The organism is Streptomyces sp. NBC_01669 (genome assembly GCF_026339735.1).
GTDB lineage: Bacteria > Actinomycetota > Actinomycetes > Streptomycetales > Streptomycetaceae > Streptomyces > Streptomyces yanii.
Window position 1 is genome coordinate 8,483,925 of record NZ_JAPEQG010000001.1, and the last position, 14,002, is coordinate 8,497,926.

Sequence of the window (14,002 nt, forward strand, 5' to 3'; positions counted from 1 at the left end):
ACGCCGCCTTGCTGATGCTGGTCGGGCGCGCCGGAGTACCACGTCGAGACGTACGCCCGGTGATCCAACCCGAAGGATTCATGGACAGGAAAATACCGCCGGCGCCGCGTTCAAAAATGTGGAGCTGCGCCGATGGTGCGGTGCGTCAAGCAGGCGGGTACAGACGTCGAGAACTCTCGGACACGTCCGGCACTTTCAAGGACTTTGCTGATTTTTTTCGGCAATACGGAGTCCCGGCAAGATATTTGATTGCCAGTACAACGGGGTGCGTCCCTGGCGCGAGGGCGTGCCTTGCGCCAGGGGTGCGGTCGGAAAAGGTCTGTCATGAGCGTCAGCGCACGGCGTATGCCTTGATCAGGGTCTGCTCGATCTTGCTGCCGTTGTTGTCCTGTGCCTTGACGCGCAGGGACACGTGGCCCGATGCCGGGTTGCTCACGGACACCTTGTAACTGCCGTCGCTCTTGCTCATGACCTTCGCGGGCTGCCAGGTGGCACCGCCGTCGGCGGACGCCTCCACCTCGACCCCGTCGATGTCTGGGGTGGCGCCGTTCTGGAGAACGAACGCCAGGTCGAAGTGGTAGGTGTTGCCGCCCTGGGTGGTGTTCTGCGCATCCAGGTTCAGGTCGTACCTCGGCCAGAGCAGCGCCAGGTCCTCCTCGCCGTTCGCCGGCCGGGCGGACTTGAACGTCCACGCGGTGCTGGTCTCGGTGGACAGCGGGAACCACGCCGGGTGCGACGTGTCCATGGTGATCCGGTAGGCCGCCGGGTCAGGGCTGACCGGCAACATCATCATCGCGCGCGTCGTCTCGGTGAGGAGTTTCTCGTCCTGGTACACCCGCACCATCGCCTTGTCGGACGCCGCGCCGAACCAGCCGAAATGCTCCGGTTCGCTGTCACCCATCTCCGGCACGATGAGGGTCATGTCGTCGCCCTCGCGGACCGCGCGGGTGTTCGCCGGTCCGGCCGGGCCGTTCGCCGCGCCCAGCCAGGTCTCCTCGCGCTGTTCGCCCGGGCTATAGGTGCGGAGCACGTCATTCATGCGGCGGGCGATGTTGGTGGGGTCCGGGAAGACTGCGTGGGACCACCGCATGTCCTTCAGGGTCGGCCACCTGCTGCCGGTGGAGGACCACTCCTCCCGGTCCAGCGGCCCATCGACGAACTCCACCACCTGGACGATGAGGCGCTCTCCCGGGCGGACCACCGAGTCGGTCTCGCCAAGTTTGGTGCCCTTGGAGCCGCGGTAGTGGGACTTCACCACGGCCGAGTTCTCCGCGGTGACCGCGTCGACGGGGTCGACCGGAATTCCACCGGGAACCATGAGAGCGATGTTGTACACATACGGGCTCTTGGCGATGCCGTGCAGGTTGATCTGCGTGGGACCGCCGGCCATCCGGTCGAGGAGCACCGCGCCTTCGTCCTGGGGGAGGGTCCAGGCCGGGATGGCGGTGCGGGCGACGAGCGGCACACTGGCGTAGAAAGAGCCCGGCTGGTCGCCGACGATGATCACTGCCTTCGCCCCGGCATCGGCCACGGCGGCGATCTGGTCGGCAGTCTGCCGGGTGGCATCGCTGGTGACGACCGCGAGTTTGCCACCGAGGTTCTTGCCGGCCAGGTCCTCGGGCCCTCCCTTGTCGGCGTTGACTGCCCGGAGCGTGCTGGGGCCGTCCAGCCGGGCCGCATTGAACACTGGCTCAAGCGGGAGCGCGCCGGCCTGCCCGGCAATGGACGCCCGGATCACTGGGGCGTACCTGCGCTGCTGGAAGTTGAACTCGAAGGTGCCGTTCGTCACCGGCGCGGTGGGCACCGCGTAGGCATGATCCCAGATCGCGCTCGACATGATCTTCATGAAGTCAATCCCGTAATTGCCGGGGAGTTGCTGGCGGTACCCGATTCTGTAGCCGTTCGGCTCGGACTCCTTGGGCGTCGCGACCTTGACCTCCTTGCCCAGCCGGGCATCCAGCGTGATCGTCTTGTCCGCCTTCAGTTCCACCATGGGGTCGCCGGCGAGGGTACTGTTCAGGATCTCGACTCCGGCCTTGTCCCGCGTGTAGACGACACCCATGACCGAGTAGCGTCCCAGCGGCACTGCGACAGTTGCCGTTCCGTCCCGGAGGTAGGGCTGGATGACCTCGTCCTCGTCCAGGTCGAACACGGTCACGTCGGTGCCCTGCGCCGGGTTTCCGTTCCGGTCGATCGCGTTGACGGTGAGGTCGACGGTGGGCACCCCCTTCGTCGCGCCGACGGTGGTGTGGATCGCGGAGCCGTCGGGCGCGGTGGCGGTGACGACACCCGTGTAGTCACCCAGGACGCAGAGTTCGGGGTGGTAGGTCACCGTCACGCTCGCGGTGGAGTTCGGCGGGACCGTCACGCTGGTGGCGCTGAGCGTGAACGTGCCGCCCGGTGCGGGTCCGGTCTCCCCGGAGGCGGCCAGGCGGAGCGACAGCGTCTTGTCCGCGCTGGACGTGTTGACGTAACTGACCGTCTTGGTGACCGGCGCGCTCTCGGCCGTCGACTTGCCCATGCTGACGACGGCGGGGCTGGAGTAGACGGTGGCGTCGATGGCCTTGGGCACGTCGACCCGGCCGCCGCCCTGCTGGTAGGCCGTGTACGAGCCCTGCTCGGCGGTGCTGACCAGCACCTGCTTGAGCCGGTCGGCGGTCCAGTCCGGGTGGCGCTGGGCGAGGATCGCCGCGGCGCCGGCCACGTGCGGGGTGGCCATCGAGGTGCCGTTGGCCGAGGTGTAGTTGGCGTCGACCGGGCGACCCATCGAGGTGCCGGCGGCGCGCGCGGCGACGATGCCCACGCCCGGTGCGGTGATCTCCGGCTTGACCGCGAAGTCGCCCTTGCGAGGGCCGCGGCTGGAGAAGCCCGCGAGCAGCTCCGACTTGGACACCGCGCCGACGGTCAGCGCGGCGTCGGCGGCACCCGGCGAACCCACGGTCGACTTGTCCGAGCCCTCGTTGCCGGACGCGATGACGAACAGCGCGCCGGAGGACGCGGTGAGCTCGTTGACGGCCTGGCTCAGCGGGTCGGTGCCGTCACTGGCGACCGGCGAACCCAGGCTCATGCTGACGACGTCCGCACCTTCGGCCACCGCCCACTCCATGCCGGCGATGACCCCCGACTGGGGGCCTTCACCGGCGCTGTTGAGGACCTTGCCGATGTACAGGTCGGCGCCCGGCGCCACACCCTTGTACTTGCCGCCCGACGCGGCACCCGAGCCCGCGATGGTCGAGGCGACATGCGTGCCGTGACCGTGGTGGTCGACCGCGTCGGGGTCGTCGGTGAAGTTCTGCGTCTTCTTCACCTGCCCCGCCACATCGGGGTGGTTGGGGTCGATACCGGTGTCGAGAATGGCCACCTTGGTGCCGGTGCCGTCGTACCCGGCCGCCCATGCTTCCAGGGCGCCGATCTGCGGCACACTCTGGTCCAGCGTCACCTTGACCGGCTTGTCGAGCCAGAGCTTCTTGATGCCGCCGGCGAGCTTCGGTGCGGTCGTCGCTGCGGCGCTGTCGTCGTCGACCGCCTCCCAGAACGTCGCCGCCTTCTTCTTGCTCGCGCGCAGCGCCACCGCATTGGCGCTGGGCAGCTCGTCGGACTTCACCGAACCGGCCGGCGCGGCCTGCTTACCCGCCTTGCCCGCCTTGCCCGGCGCGCCGGCGTAGGTCGCGATCAGCGGCACGGCGGGGCGGTGCGCGTCGTCGTAGCCGTACTCGACCAGCTTGGTGACGTTGAACAGCTCGCGGTCGAGCTCGTTCGCGGCAAGGTACGGCTGTGCCTTGTCCGGGATGACATAGACCTCCTCGCCCACCCTCATGCTGGAGAAGCCCGCTGGGGTGCCGTCAGGTGTGGGCGCGACCGTCGCCGCCTGGAAGCCGCTGGCGTGACGCTCCAGCGTCACCACCTCTCCCGTAACGAGAGTGAGCTTGTGCGTGGCGACAACCGGGCCGACCTGCTGCGGCCGGGCAGCCTGAGCGGCCGACGCGACCGGTGTCGCTGCGGCGACGGGCAGGGTGCAAAGCGTTCCGGCCACACAGGCCGCGGTGAGCACCCCCAGGGCCGTACGCACTGGACGGCGTGTCAGCCGGTAGGCTATGGAGGTGGTTGAGCGGGCTGAGGATCTGGTCGACCCAGCCCGTCGTGACTGTCTCATTGAGGCGATGACCTTCTCTGAGAGGGAATGAAGGCGCGCGAAAGCCACGCGGTCGCGGGAATTCGGCGCCGCGTCGGATCACTGCATGTGGATGCGGTATGTGGTTGTGCTGCACTTTCAGGTGAGAGCAGTGCAGCAGTACCAGGACGGCGGACCGCGTGCCGTGTTGCGGCGTCGGCCATGGGCCGCCGCTGTGTCAGCTCGGTGGTGTGGCAGGGGAACCTCGCTGCGCTGTGGGGTCCGGAAACTCGGGCCGGCCGGAGGGGGTGGGCGGGTCTGCAGGATTCGGTCGTGCGGTCGGCTAGGTGGGGCCGGGCAGGGGTTCGGGGATCAGGCCGTGGGCCAGTGCCGCCGTCACGGCGCCGGTGCGGCTGTCCACCCCGAGCTTGGCGAAGACACGGACCAGATGGGTCTTCACTGTTGCCTCGCTGATGAACAGCGCGCGTGACACCTGCCGGTTCGACAGTCCCTTCGCGAGCAGGACGAGAATCTCTGTCTCGCGTGGGGTCAGTGTGGACTGCGGTGCCCGCATGCGGCCGAGCAGCCGAGTGGCGACGGGCGGAGCCAGCACGGTCTCGCCGGCCGCGACTGCGTGCACTGCGGAGATCAGCTCCTCGACCGGCGCGTCCTTGAGCAGGTAACCGGTCGCACCCGCCTCGACGGCGGCAAGGATCTCGGCGTCGGTTCTGTAGGTGGTGAGGACCAGCACCCGGGGCGGGGCCGGCAGGGCTCTGATCCGGCGGGTGGCCTCGACACCGTCCATGCGCTCGCCGCTGCCTCGCCCGCTGCCGGTCGCATCGGTGGCGACGCCTGACATCTCGTCGGTACCGCCGCCCATGCGCAGGTCCATGAGGACCACGTCGACCTCCGTCGACCCGGCGACCATTCGCAGCGCCTCGGCACCGTCCCCCGCCTCACCGGCCACCACGACCTCGGGCACGTCATCGAGCAGCGCACGCAGGCCACGGCGCACGACCGGGTGGTCGTCGACGATCAGCACGCGTACCTGCGCGACGGAGGCGGTCTGCGGCGCGGTCATGATGTCACCCCATTCGGAATTGGCAGACTGGCGGCGACCGCCGTTCCCTCGCCGATCGCGGACTCGACGGTGAGCGCGCCGCCCAGCTCCTCTATCCGCTGGCGCATCCCGAAGAGCCCGAAGCCGCCACGGGAGTCCTGTAGGGGCAGCTCCGGATCGAAGCCCTTGCCGTCGTCGAAGACATCGAGCGTCACCCGGTCGTCCAGGTAGCAGAGGCTCACCACGCACCTCTCGGCGTGCGCGTGCCCGCGCACATTGGCCAGCGCCTCCTGGGTCAGCCGCAGTAGCGCCACATCGCACTCGGCACCCAGCGGGTACGGCTCCCCGTGCAGATGGAAAGCGGTGCTGAGACCGTCCTCGGCACTCCGGTCGACCAGTCGGCGCAACGCCTCGGGCAGGGGCGTCTCGACCAGGGGCGGCGGGCTCAGTTCGTACAGGAAGCGCCGGCACTCGGCGAGGTTCGCCGTCGCGACCTCGGTGGCCGCGGCGGTCCGCTCCTGCGCCAGGGATGCGTCCGGTGGCAGCGCGGCGTCGGTGGCGCGCAACAGCATGATCACGCTCGAGAGGCCCTGCGCGACCGTGTCGTGTATCTCCCGGGCCAGCCGCTGGCGTTCGGCGAGCCGGCCGGCCTCCCGCTGCGACTCCGCCAGCGCGTCCCGGGTGACGACCAGCTCAGCGATGAGCGCCTTGCGGGCCTGGCTCTCCCGGTACAGCGACTGGTACCCGAGCAGCGTCAGCGTGGAGACCAGCGCGCCCAGCAGCGGTCCGGCCACCTGGGGGATCCCCAGCGCGCCGGCCTCCGCTCCCTTGGCGGCGACCACGATGGCGGTCCCCAGAGCGACGGCCACGACCGCCAGCCGCAGCGGCAGGTGCAGGACATACAGTGCGAACAGCGGGAACCCCAGCCAGCCGAACCCCGAACTGAACGCCATGAGGCAGGTCCATACCGCGGTCAGCGCGCCAAGCCAGCGCAGCGCACGGCCCGGGTTCCCTCCGGTTATGTCGACGGACTCGGTGGGTTCCTCGCGACGTCGAGAGTCGGCAGGCCTGGCAGGGCCGGCGAATCCCACCGCGTACGTGGCGGCGAGGAGCACGGACAGGGCGGCCACGATGGACGTGTCCTGGCTCGGCACAGCCGTGCCTGGACCGATCACGATCAGGAGGGCAGCGACGAGCGAGGAAACGAACAAGCCGTTCAGTGCATGCCGCAGCGTCGGCGGCATGGCGCACGCCGCCCCTCTGGGCTGCCCAATCCTCATCCGCGCCTCACTCCTGGTTCACTTCAGGCGGTCAGCGTTGAGACTAAGCCGTGCACCGGTTCGGGGTCGTGTCCATCGTTCGGTTGACTTGGGAGGGTGCTTGATCCTTGATCGCCCTTGAATGCAATGGTTCTCGAGGCGGATGGCGGCCGCAGAGAAGTGGCCTGCCGGGGCTGATGTGCTAGATGGGGGAGAGCGATTCGAACACTGCGCCCGTCTTTCCTCGCCTTCCTCCTGTCTCATCACAGGTCGCCTCGATCCTCCGCAACTGCCACCGACGCGACGTCAGCTATCCGGGCAAAGCAGGCCGTTCGCGGTACCGGCCCGGCCCTGGAAGATGCCGCTGAGGATCTCGAGAGGCGCGGCAGTGTCGACATCGTGGGGCGATAGGTTCGGACCATGACAACCGAAGGTTCCTGGTAGGTCCTGGTCGAGGAGAACATCGAGTCGCGCGAGCCGGCGGGCGACGGCTGCGCCGCCATCCCCCGTTGGCAGGTGACCAGCGGCCGGCCGGGTACTCCCGCGCGGGCGGTTTACCGTGCCGCCGAAGGATCGTGGCTGACCGTCGTCCGGCGCGGAACGGACAACTGGCACTTCCGGGTCACCGCAGCCGAGTTGGTGCACACGCAGGAGTACGTGCACGCACCGCGCTACCGAGGCGATGCCTCGGCAGCGCGGACGGCCCAGCCCATGACCGGACCGGACTCCGAGTCAGCCGCCTGCAGCGTCGATGCGGAGGACTGCGACGAGGTGTTGGGGTCGTTGGTGAGGATGTTCTTGGGTGTCGTCCGTGCTCGACGGATCGCCTCCGACCTCGTTGTACACCAGCTCTGCGAGCAGATAGGCGGACAGGTCGTATTTCTGCGCTGCATTCCACCGTCTGAAATCCACCCTCCGCCGCACGCCCGCTGGAAGGATTCCGGCCATGACTGACAGCGCCCCGGGCCAGCAGGCCCGCGAATTGCTCACCAAGGCATCCCAGCACCCGATCGCCAGCCCCCAGCGCGACGCCCTGGTGGCCGAAGCCGCCGTGTGGGCACGGCTGGAGCACGCAGCCAGCATGGACAAGTACACGGCCGCAGCAGTCGATATCGAGTCCGCACTGGCCTCCCTCGCTGCCCCCGTGCAGAAACTCGGCAGCGAGGTCGGTGATCTGACCGAACGCATCAAGCTCGCCCAGAAGTGAGCGGCCACGCCTCCGGCAGCGGGGCAGGAGTGCGGCGTTCGGCGATCGTCATGGCACCACGAACACGCCCTGTTCAGGCGCCGCCGGCGGGTCAGGCCGCAGCCAGGCGGCGAGGGGCCCGGGTGTCGGCGTCGGTGCGTTCGAAATGGAAGATGTCGGGGGTGCTCCGGATGTGCTCGGGGGCGACGGATGTGGGGATGACGACATTGCCCAGCCGTAGGTGCTGGCGCAGGATGACCTGCGCGGGGGTCTTGCCGGGGCGTTCGGCCACGGTGGTGGTCGCCCGATCCCTGAGCAGGGCTCCCTGAGCGAGCGGGCTCCAGCTCGGTAGCGATGCGGTGTTGGGCGCGGAAGGCGCCCAGCTTGCTCTGCTGGACCCGAGGGGGCAATTCGATCTGATCGACGGCGGGGGCGCTGTTGTTGTGCTCCAGTCGGTGTTGCACGTGCGCGAGCTGGAAGTCGGACACTTCGTCACGCTCCGGGGCACCGCGCCGGACAGCGCCGACAACAGCGTCTCCCGGACGATCACCCGGGCCTTCGGCCTGCGCTGACGTCATCGGCGGAGTACCTACCGGGTGGGGTCGAAGCCGGAGGCGTTCCGCCCGTTACTCGCGCCAGGCCGGCGTTCGCTTGCTCAGTTCGGGTCGGCCGACGTGAAGGTGACGGGCAGCCGCTCGGGGCCGCGCAGCCCGCCCGGTCGCCACTGCAGCTCGCCGGGCGGCACGGCCAGGGTGAGGTGGTGAAGGCGACGCAGGGCAGTGCCGATGGCGATCTGGCCCTCGAGCCGGGCCAGCGGCGCCCCCAGGCAGTAGTGGATGCCGTGCCCGAACGCGAGGTGAGCATTGTCCTGTCGGGTGATGTCCAGGCGATCGGGTTCGGAGAACCGTGCCGGGTCGCGGTCGGCGATGGCGGAGGCGACCAGCACGGTCGCACCGCGCGGGATGGCCACGCCCGCGATGGAGACGTCCTCGCGCGCGAACCGCGCGATCCCGGGGCTGACCGGTCCGTCGTAGCGAAGGAACTCCTCGATCGCGCCCGGCAGAAGCGCCGGATCTTTCCGCAGCATCTGAAGCTGGTCGGGGTGGGCGAGCAGCGCGGCGATGCCGCTGCCGATCAGGTTGACCGTGGTGATGTATCCGGCCACCAGCAGCAGGAAGGCCATGGCGATCAGCTCGTCCTCGTCCAGCCGGTGCTCCTCGTCCCGGGTGGCGATCAGCGCACTGAGCAGGTCGTCCCCGGGCCGGGCTCGTTTGGCCTCCAGGAGCCTGGTCAGGTACGAGTGCATCTGCCGCCACGCCGCGTCCATCCGGGCCGGGTCCGGCAGCTCCGCCCCTTGCAGGATCATGTCGTCGGTCCACCGCTGGAAGTCGTGCCGGTCGGCCACGGGCACCCCGAGCAATTCGCTGATCACCGTGACCGGAAGCGGCAGCGCGAAGTCCTCGACGAGGTCGGCGTTGCCGACCGGCACGATCGCGTCGAGCAGTCCGTCGGTGATGGCCTGGACACGAGGCCGCAGCTCGGCCACCCTGCGCGCCGTGAACGCACTGGAGACCAGGCGGCGCAGGCGGGTGTGGTCGGGCGGGTCGGAGCGGAGCATGTTGCGCAGTACGGACTCGCGTTCGGTCGCGGGCAGCCGCTGCAGGAGGCGCGGATCCGACGCGTCACGGACGTCGCTGCTCAACCGGGGGTCGGACAGAGCCACGATGCCATCCTCGTAGCGCGTGACCAGCCAGGCTTCCAGGCCGCCGGCGATGACGGCGCGCCGTACCGGGCCGTCCTCGCGCAGCTGTCGGTAGAGCGGGAAGGGGTCTGCCACGAAGGCCGGGTCGGCGTAGGGCAGAAGGACCGGCTGCTGGCTCATCATGCCTCCCAGAAGGATCCGTGAATCTTCACGGCAGATTTGCAGGTTTTGATGGTATATGTCCCAGTGAGGGATACCGGGATTTCACCGAGGGCAGGGGCTGCGATGGAACGGACCACGTGCTGTGTTGTGGGCGGCGGCCCCGCCGGAATGGTCCTCGGCCTGCTGCTGGCCCGGGCCGGAGTAGCGGTCACGGTCCTGGAGAAGCACGGCGACTTCCTGCGCGACTTCCGCGGCGACACGGTGCATCCGTCCACCCTGGCGCTGCTGGACGACCTCGGCCTGGCGGAGCGGTTTGCCCGTCTGCCGCAACGGCGGGTGACGACGGTCCAGTTGCCGCTCGGCCCTGACCGTTCGCTGGTCACCGTCGGAGACATCGGCACGCTGCGGGGCCCCTACAACTACGTGGCGATGGTGCCGCAGTGGGACCTGCTCGACCTCCTCGCGGACGAGGCCGCTCGAGAGCCGTCGTTCTCCGTGCGGATGAGCACCGAGGCGACTTCCTTCCTGGTGGAGCGCGGACGGGTCACGGGGGTGCGGTACCGCACCCCCGACGGCCGCACCGGCGAACTGCGGGCCACCCTCACGGTGGCCTGCGACGGCCGGGGCTCGCTGGCCCGGTCTCGGCCCGAACTGGGCCTGCGGAGATTCACCTGCCCCATGGACGCCTGGTGGTTCCGACTGCCACGGCGCGAGGGCGATCCGCACGGGCTCGTGGGAGGCGTCGGCGAGGGGTTCCTCACCGCCATGATCGACCGCGGGGACTACTGGCAGTGCGCGGCGCTGATCCCCAAGGGGACCGATGCCGAGCGCCGTGCCGCCGGTCTTGAGCGGTTCATGGCCGACTTCTCGGCCGGCGTTCCCTGGCTCGGGGACCGGGTGCACGGGCTGCGGTCGTGGGACGAGGTGAAGATGCTCGACGTACGGCTCGACCGCCTCCGGCGCTGGCACCGCCCGGGATTGCTGTGCATCGGTGACGCGGCGCACGCGATGTCCCCGGTCTTCGGTATCGGCATCAACCTTGCTGTCGAAGACGCCGTCGCCACCGCCCGGTATCTCGTCGAGCCGCTGCGCAGGGGTACGGTCGGTCTGGCGGACGTACGCGCCGTACAGCGCCGGCGGTGGCCGACCACAGCCGCGACGCAGGCGCTGCAGCGATTCGCCCACGCGCGGGTCATCGCACCCGTACTGGAGGGACGCCCGCCCTTCGGTAACGCCAAGCGGTCACAGCGGATGGCCGAACTGTTGACCACCTCGCGGTGGCTCAAGCGAGTGCCGGCGTACTTCATCGCCTACGGCGCGGTACGCGAGCGTCCACCCACCGCGTCCATGCGATGAGCCCCTGCTCCTGGCCTGACCTGGCCCGGCCCCGTCCTCGCTTCTGGCCCACGGACCCCTCAATACGTCCGCGGCCCGGCCACCGAAGCGGGGCCGGACGACACCAATGAGGGCGCGATCGCCCGCGTCCCGGGAACGCGGGACGTGCCGGCCGGGCTGGAACACGCGGCTTCCGGTATCCCGGCCTGCAGCCAGGGAGCGGAGACTGATCTGGTCACCCGCCCGTCCCCCATTGTGGCGGGTGGCGACGATGTAGTCGGCGTATCCCGCGTCGAGGCCGCCTCGGGGGCGAAGGCGCGCCGAGGCATCCTGCGGAAGGCGGTCTCGACAGCGGGGGTGCGGATCCGGTCGGCGCCGACGAGCTGGTCGGTCAGCCGGTTCCGCACCATGGAGGGAGCCCCGGCCCGAGCGGATGTGGCGGGGGGTGGGGGAGCTCGGCGGCACGACCGTCCTTTCGGTCTGCGGGGTCAGGAGTGGTCCGGGACGGGCGGGGTGCTGGGGTTCGGTACCTGGGCGCGGGAATCCGGTGCGTACTGGGCGGCCTGGGTGTGGAACATGGCTGCGTACCGTCCGTCTGCGGCGATCAGTTCATCGTGGGTGCCGTGTTCGCTCAGGCGTCCCTGGGTGAGGACGTAGATGGTGTCGGCGTGGCGGACACCGGACATGCGGTGAGTGACCAGGACCACGGCCCGGTGTGGCCCGGCGAGTTGGCGGATGCGGTTGAAGGCGGCGATCTCCGCTTCGGGGTCGAGCGCGGAGGTGGGTTCGTCGACGATCAGGACGCTGTCCGCGGGGCACGTGGAGCTGCGCCAGTGCGTACGGGCGAGTCCGATTTTCTGCCACTCGCCTCCGGAGAGCTCCGAGGCACCGCGGAACATCCGGGCCAGCAGGCTCCGCAGACCGTGGGGCAGTTTCGCGATGACCGGGGAGGCACCTGCGTAGTCGACAGAGGGCTCCAGTTCCTCGTGCTCGGCATCCTGGTCGGGGCGGCCGATGCGGATGTTCAGGGCGGCTGTCACCGGCCAGCGCTGGAAATCCTGTGTCAGCAGTGCGACGCGGTCGAACACCTGGGCGCGGTCCAGGCCGGTCAGTTCGGATTCGCCCCAGCGCACCGTGCCGCTCTGCGGCAGCAGCAGGCCCGCCAGGACCTTCATCAGGGTGCTCTTGCCCGATCCGTTTTCGCCCACCACTGCGGTCACCGACCCCATGGGGAGAGTGATCGAGACCCCGTCCAGTGCCGGAGCGTCGCGGTCCGGGTAGCGGTAGGTGACCTTGTCGAGGACGACCTGTTCGACCTGGTGCGGCACGGGTTCCCCGCCCGAGGGGATGGCTCGTCCTGCGGCCTCGGCCAGGAACCTGTCGTGGTCCTGGACGTAAAGACTCTCCTCGTGCAGCTGGTTGACGTTCATGACCAGCGCGCCCAGGCTCGCGGAGCCGGAGCGTACGGCGATCACGGCGGTGCCGGCCACGGCAAGACTCATGTGCCCGGCCGTGATCAGCCAGAACATCACCCCGTACGTGCCTGCCATGGCCAGACCGGACAGGGCAGCGGCCACCAGCTCGGTCAGGGCCTTGCCGTTGGCGAGCCGCTTCTGCTCGGCCTCGGCGCTCTCGGCCATCCCCTTGTACTTGTCCAACAGGAACGGGCCGACCGAGTGGATCCGCACTTCCTGGGCCGCGCTGCGCTCGGTGAGGAGGTTGCCGATGAGGCGGCTGGCGCGCACATGCTCGACCCAGGTCATCACCGACACATAGCGCTCCTGCGCCACCCGCATGGCTCCCCAGCCGCGCGGTGCCGCGATCAGCAGCAGCATGGGCAGCAGCGCGGGGTGCAGGATGGTCAGGACGCTTGCTGTGGCGATCAGAGAGATCGTTCCGTTCAGTGCGGCGACGCAGGCGCTGATCATGCGTCGGGCCGAGGCGGCACCGTATTGCGCGACATCGATCAGGCGCCGGAACTCCGGGTCCTCGATGGCCTCCAGCTCGACCGCGGTGGCTGCGGCCAGGTACTCGGTGGTCGCGATCCGTTCCACCAGGGGCTCCAGGCGCCCGGCCCGTGAAGTGGACCAGCCGGCGAGGCCGGCGTTCACCACCGCGACGACCGCGCCGGCGATCAACGCGGGAAGGGCGCCGTACAGGCGGTCGACAGGCGTGCCGCTGCCGAGCAGGGCATGCATCACGGCGTTGACCGCGAGCAGGCTGACGGCTGCCGCGATGCCCTGGCCGATCTCACTGACCCCGACTGCCAGCAGCGCGGGCCGGTCGGCGGACCAGGCCCTGCGCAGGGTTCTGCCGACCAGTCGGGGCATGGCACGAATGGCCGAGAGCATGTTCAAGTCGAGCCGTGCACGTTCATGTTCGGCCCAGCCCATGTCGTAGCGCAGGGGCCCGCCGAACAGCTCGTGCTCGGCTGCGGAGACTGTCGGCTCGACCATCCGCACCCGGCGCAGATACCGCTTCACGATGCGCCTCCCCGGGTGGGAACAGGCCAGTGCAGGGCCAGGTACGTGCGCCTCTCGGCGAGCAAGCGGCAGATCGCCACGGTGTAGGGCCGGCAGTCCTGCGACGCCTTGCCCACGGCAGCCCGGAACAGCCCATCGTGCCTGTCGGGCTCAGCATGGTGAGGCTCGCCGCTCCAGGATTGCGCCACGAACGCCGGGGTGATCCGGTCCTTGCCGAGGGGGACGTCACGCATCAGGCCGCAGAACTCCTGACGATGCGGGTCGACATCGATCCCGGACTCCACGCGTGCTGCCTGATCGAGCGACTCACCCTCTTCCAGGTGGTCGCCCGCCCCTGGGAGTTGTTCCGGCGCAGGGTCGGAACCGCCGGCTCTGCGGACGGACAGGACATGTCCGTGCGAGCGGAACAATAACCGGACAGCATCTGCCATCAAACGGTAACGATCGTTGGTCACGCGAAGGTCCCCCTCTTCTGCCACTCCACCGTGGGCCAGCCTCGCGCGGTCACGGCCTCGCCGCCATACCGCGGCCCGTAGGCCGGAGCGCCGGCTGCGTCCGCCGCTGCGAAGCGGACCAGGGCGTATTTCTCAGGTCGGCCTGCCGAGGCTGCCCAACTTGCGCGGCGGGATGCCATGCTCCCCGGGCTCGGCGAGCGCCGTCACCGAGCCGGGCGGCATCGACCCTCTGGTGAACAACGTCGGAGT

At 69.5% G+C, this 14,002-nt stretch carries 10 protein-coding genes; 3 read left to right on the top strand and 7 right to left on the bottom strand.

The annotated features are described in order from the left end of the window. Positions 1-331: 331 nt before the first annotated feature. The 3 genes from OG972_RS37940 to OG972_RS37950 all read right to left on the bottom strand — a co-directional run bounded on the left by OG972_RS37940 (position 332) and on the right by OG972_RS37950 (position 6,382). Positions 332-4,069 carry a S8 family serine peptidase gene (locus OG972_RS37940; RefSeq protein WP_266989294.1) on the bottom strand — a complete coding sequence of 1,246 codons (3,738 nt, stop codon included), beginning with the start codon at positions 4,067-4,069 and terminating at the stop codon, positions 332-334. A gap of 385 nt (positions 4,070-4,454) precedes the next feature. Next, complete coding sequence (locus tag OG972_RS37945; RefSeq protein ID WP_266989296.1) at positions 4,455-5,192, bottom strand: response regulator transcription factor; 738 nt, start codon at positions 5,190-5,192, stop codon at positions 4,455-4,457. Beyond that, positions 5,189-6,382: a sensor histidine kinase gene (locus OG972_RS37950; protein ID WP_266989298.1), complete on the bottom strand. Its 1,194-nt coding sequence runs from the start codon at positions 6,380-6,382 to the stop codon at positions 5,189-5,191. The genes OG972_RS37945 and OG972_RS37950 overlap by 4 nt, the downstream gene beginning before the upstream one ends. A 994-nt stretch (positions 6,383-7,376) precedes the next feature. On the opposite strand from OG972_RS37950, the gene OG972_RS37955 reads away from it, so the two are divergent. Further along, positions 7,377-7,637: a hypothetical protein gene (locus OG972_RS37955; RefSeq protein WP_266989300.1), complete on the top strand. Its 261-nt coding sequence runs from the start codon at positions 7,377-7,379 to the stop codon at positions 7,635-7,637. Positions 7,638-7,728: 91 nt separating this feature from the next. On the opposite strand, the gene OG972_RS37960 is transcribed toward OG972_RS37955, so the two are convergent. Beyond that, positions 7,729-7,908, bottom strand: a complete 180-nt coding sequence (locus tag OG972_RS37960) for a hypothetical protein (RefSeq protein ID WP_266989302.1) — start codon at positions 7,906-7,908, stop codon at positions 7,729-7,731. A gap of 70 nt (positions 7,909-7,978) precedes the next feature. Between OG972_RS37960 and OG972_RS37965 the strand changes: the two genes are divergently transcribed. Further along, positions 7,979-8,188 (top strand): hypothetical protein, encoded by a 210-nt coding sequence (locus OG972_RS37965; RefSeq protein ID WP_266989304.1) that lies wholly within the window; start codon positions 7,979-7,981, stop codon positions 8,186-8,188. An 83-nt stretch (positions 8,189-8,271) separates the two neighbouring features. Here OG972_RS37965 and OG972_RS37970 read toward each other — a convergent pair whose 3' ends face one another. Then, complete coding sequence (locus OG972_RS37970; protein ID WP_266990983.1) at positions 8,272-9,498, bottom strand: cytochrome P450; 1,227 nt, start codon at positions 9,496-9,498, stop codon at positions 8,272-8,274. Positions 9,499-9,603: 105 nt separating this feature from the next. Between OG972_RS37970 and OG972_RS37975 the strand changes: the two genes are divergently transcribed. After that, entirely contained in the window at positions 9,604-10,836 is a 1,233-nt protein-coding gene (locus tag OG972_RS37975) for an FAD-dependent oxidoreductase (protein ID WP_266989306.1), read from the top strand. 467 nt (positions 10,837-11,303) lie between these two features. Here OG972_RS37975 and OG972_RS37980 read toward each other — a convergent pair whose 3' ends face one another. Both OG972_RS37980 and OG972_RS37985 read right to left on the bottom strand, forming a co-directional pair. Continuing rightward, positions 11,304-13,271 (bottom strand): ABC transporter ATP-binding protein, encoded by a 1,968-nt coding sequence (locus OG972_RS37980; protein ID WP_266990985.1) that lies wholly within the window; start codon positions 13,269-13,271, stop codon positions 11,304-11,306. Positions 13,272-13,294: 23 nt separating this feature from the next. After that, positions 13,295-13,753: an NUDIX domain-containing protein gene (locus OG972_RS37985; RefSeq protein WP_266989308.1), complete on the bottom strand. Its 459-nt coding sequence runs from the start codon at positions 13,751-13,753 to the stop codon at positions 13,295-13,297. Between the last annotated feature and the right edge of the window lie 249 nt (positions 13,754-14,002).

What these genes read in the sequence shown, in the direction of transcription:
- OG972_RS37945 (WP_266989296.1), bottom strand. Translation starts at nt 5,192, where the DNA reads ATGACCGCGCCGCAGACCGCCTCCGTCGCGCAGGTACGCGTGCTGATC.
- OG972_RS37955 (WP_266989300.1), top strand. Translation starts at nt 7,377, where the DNA reads ATGACTGACAGCGCCCCGGGCCAGCAGGCCCGCGAATTGCTCACCAAG.
- OG972_RS37970 (WP_266990983.1), bottom strand. Translation starts at nt 9,498, where the DNA reads ATGAGCCAGCAGCCGGTCCTTCTGCCCTACGCCGACCCGGCCTTCGTG.
- OG972_RS37975 (WP_266989306.1), top strand. Translation starts at nt 9,604, where the DNA reads ATGGAACGGACCACGTGCTGTGTTGTGGGCGGCGGCCCCGCCGGAATG.
- OG972_RS37980 (WP_266990985.1), bottom strand. Translation starts at nt 13,271, where the DNA reads ATGGTCGAGCCGACAGTCTCCGCAGCCGAGCACGAGCTGTTCGGCGGG.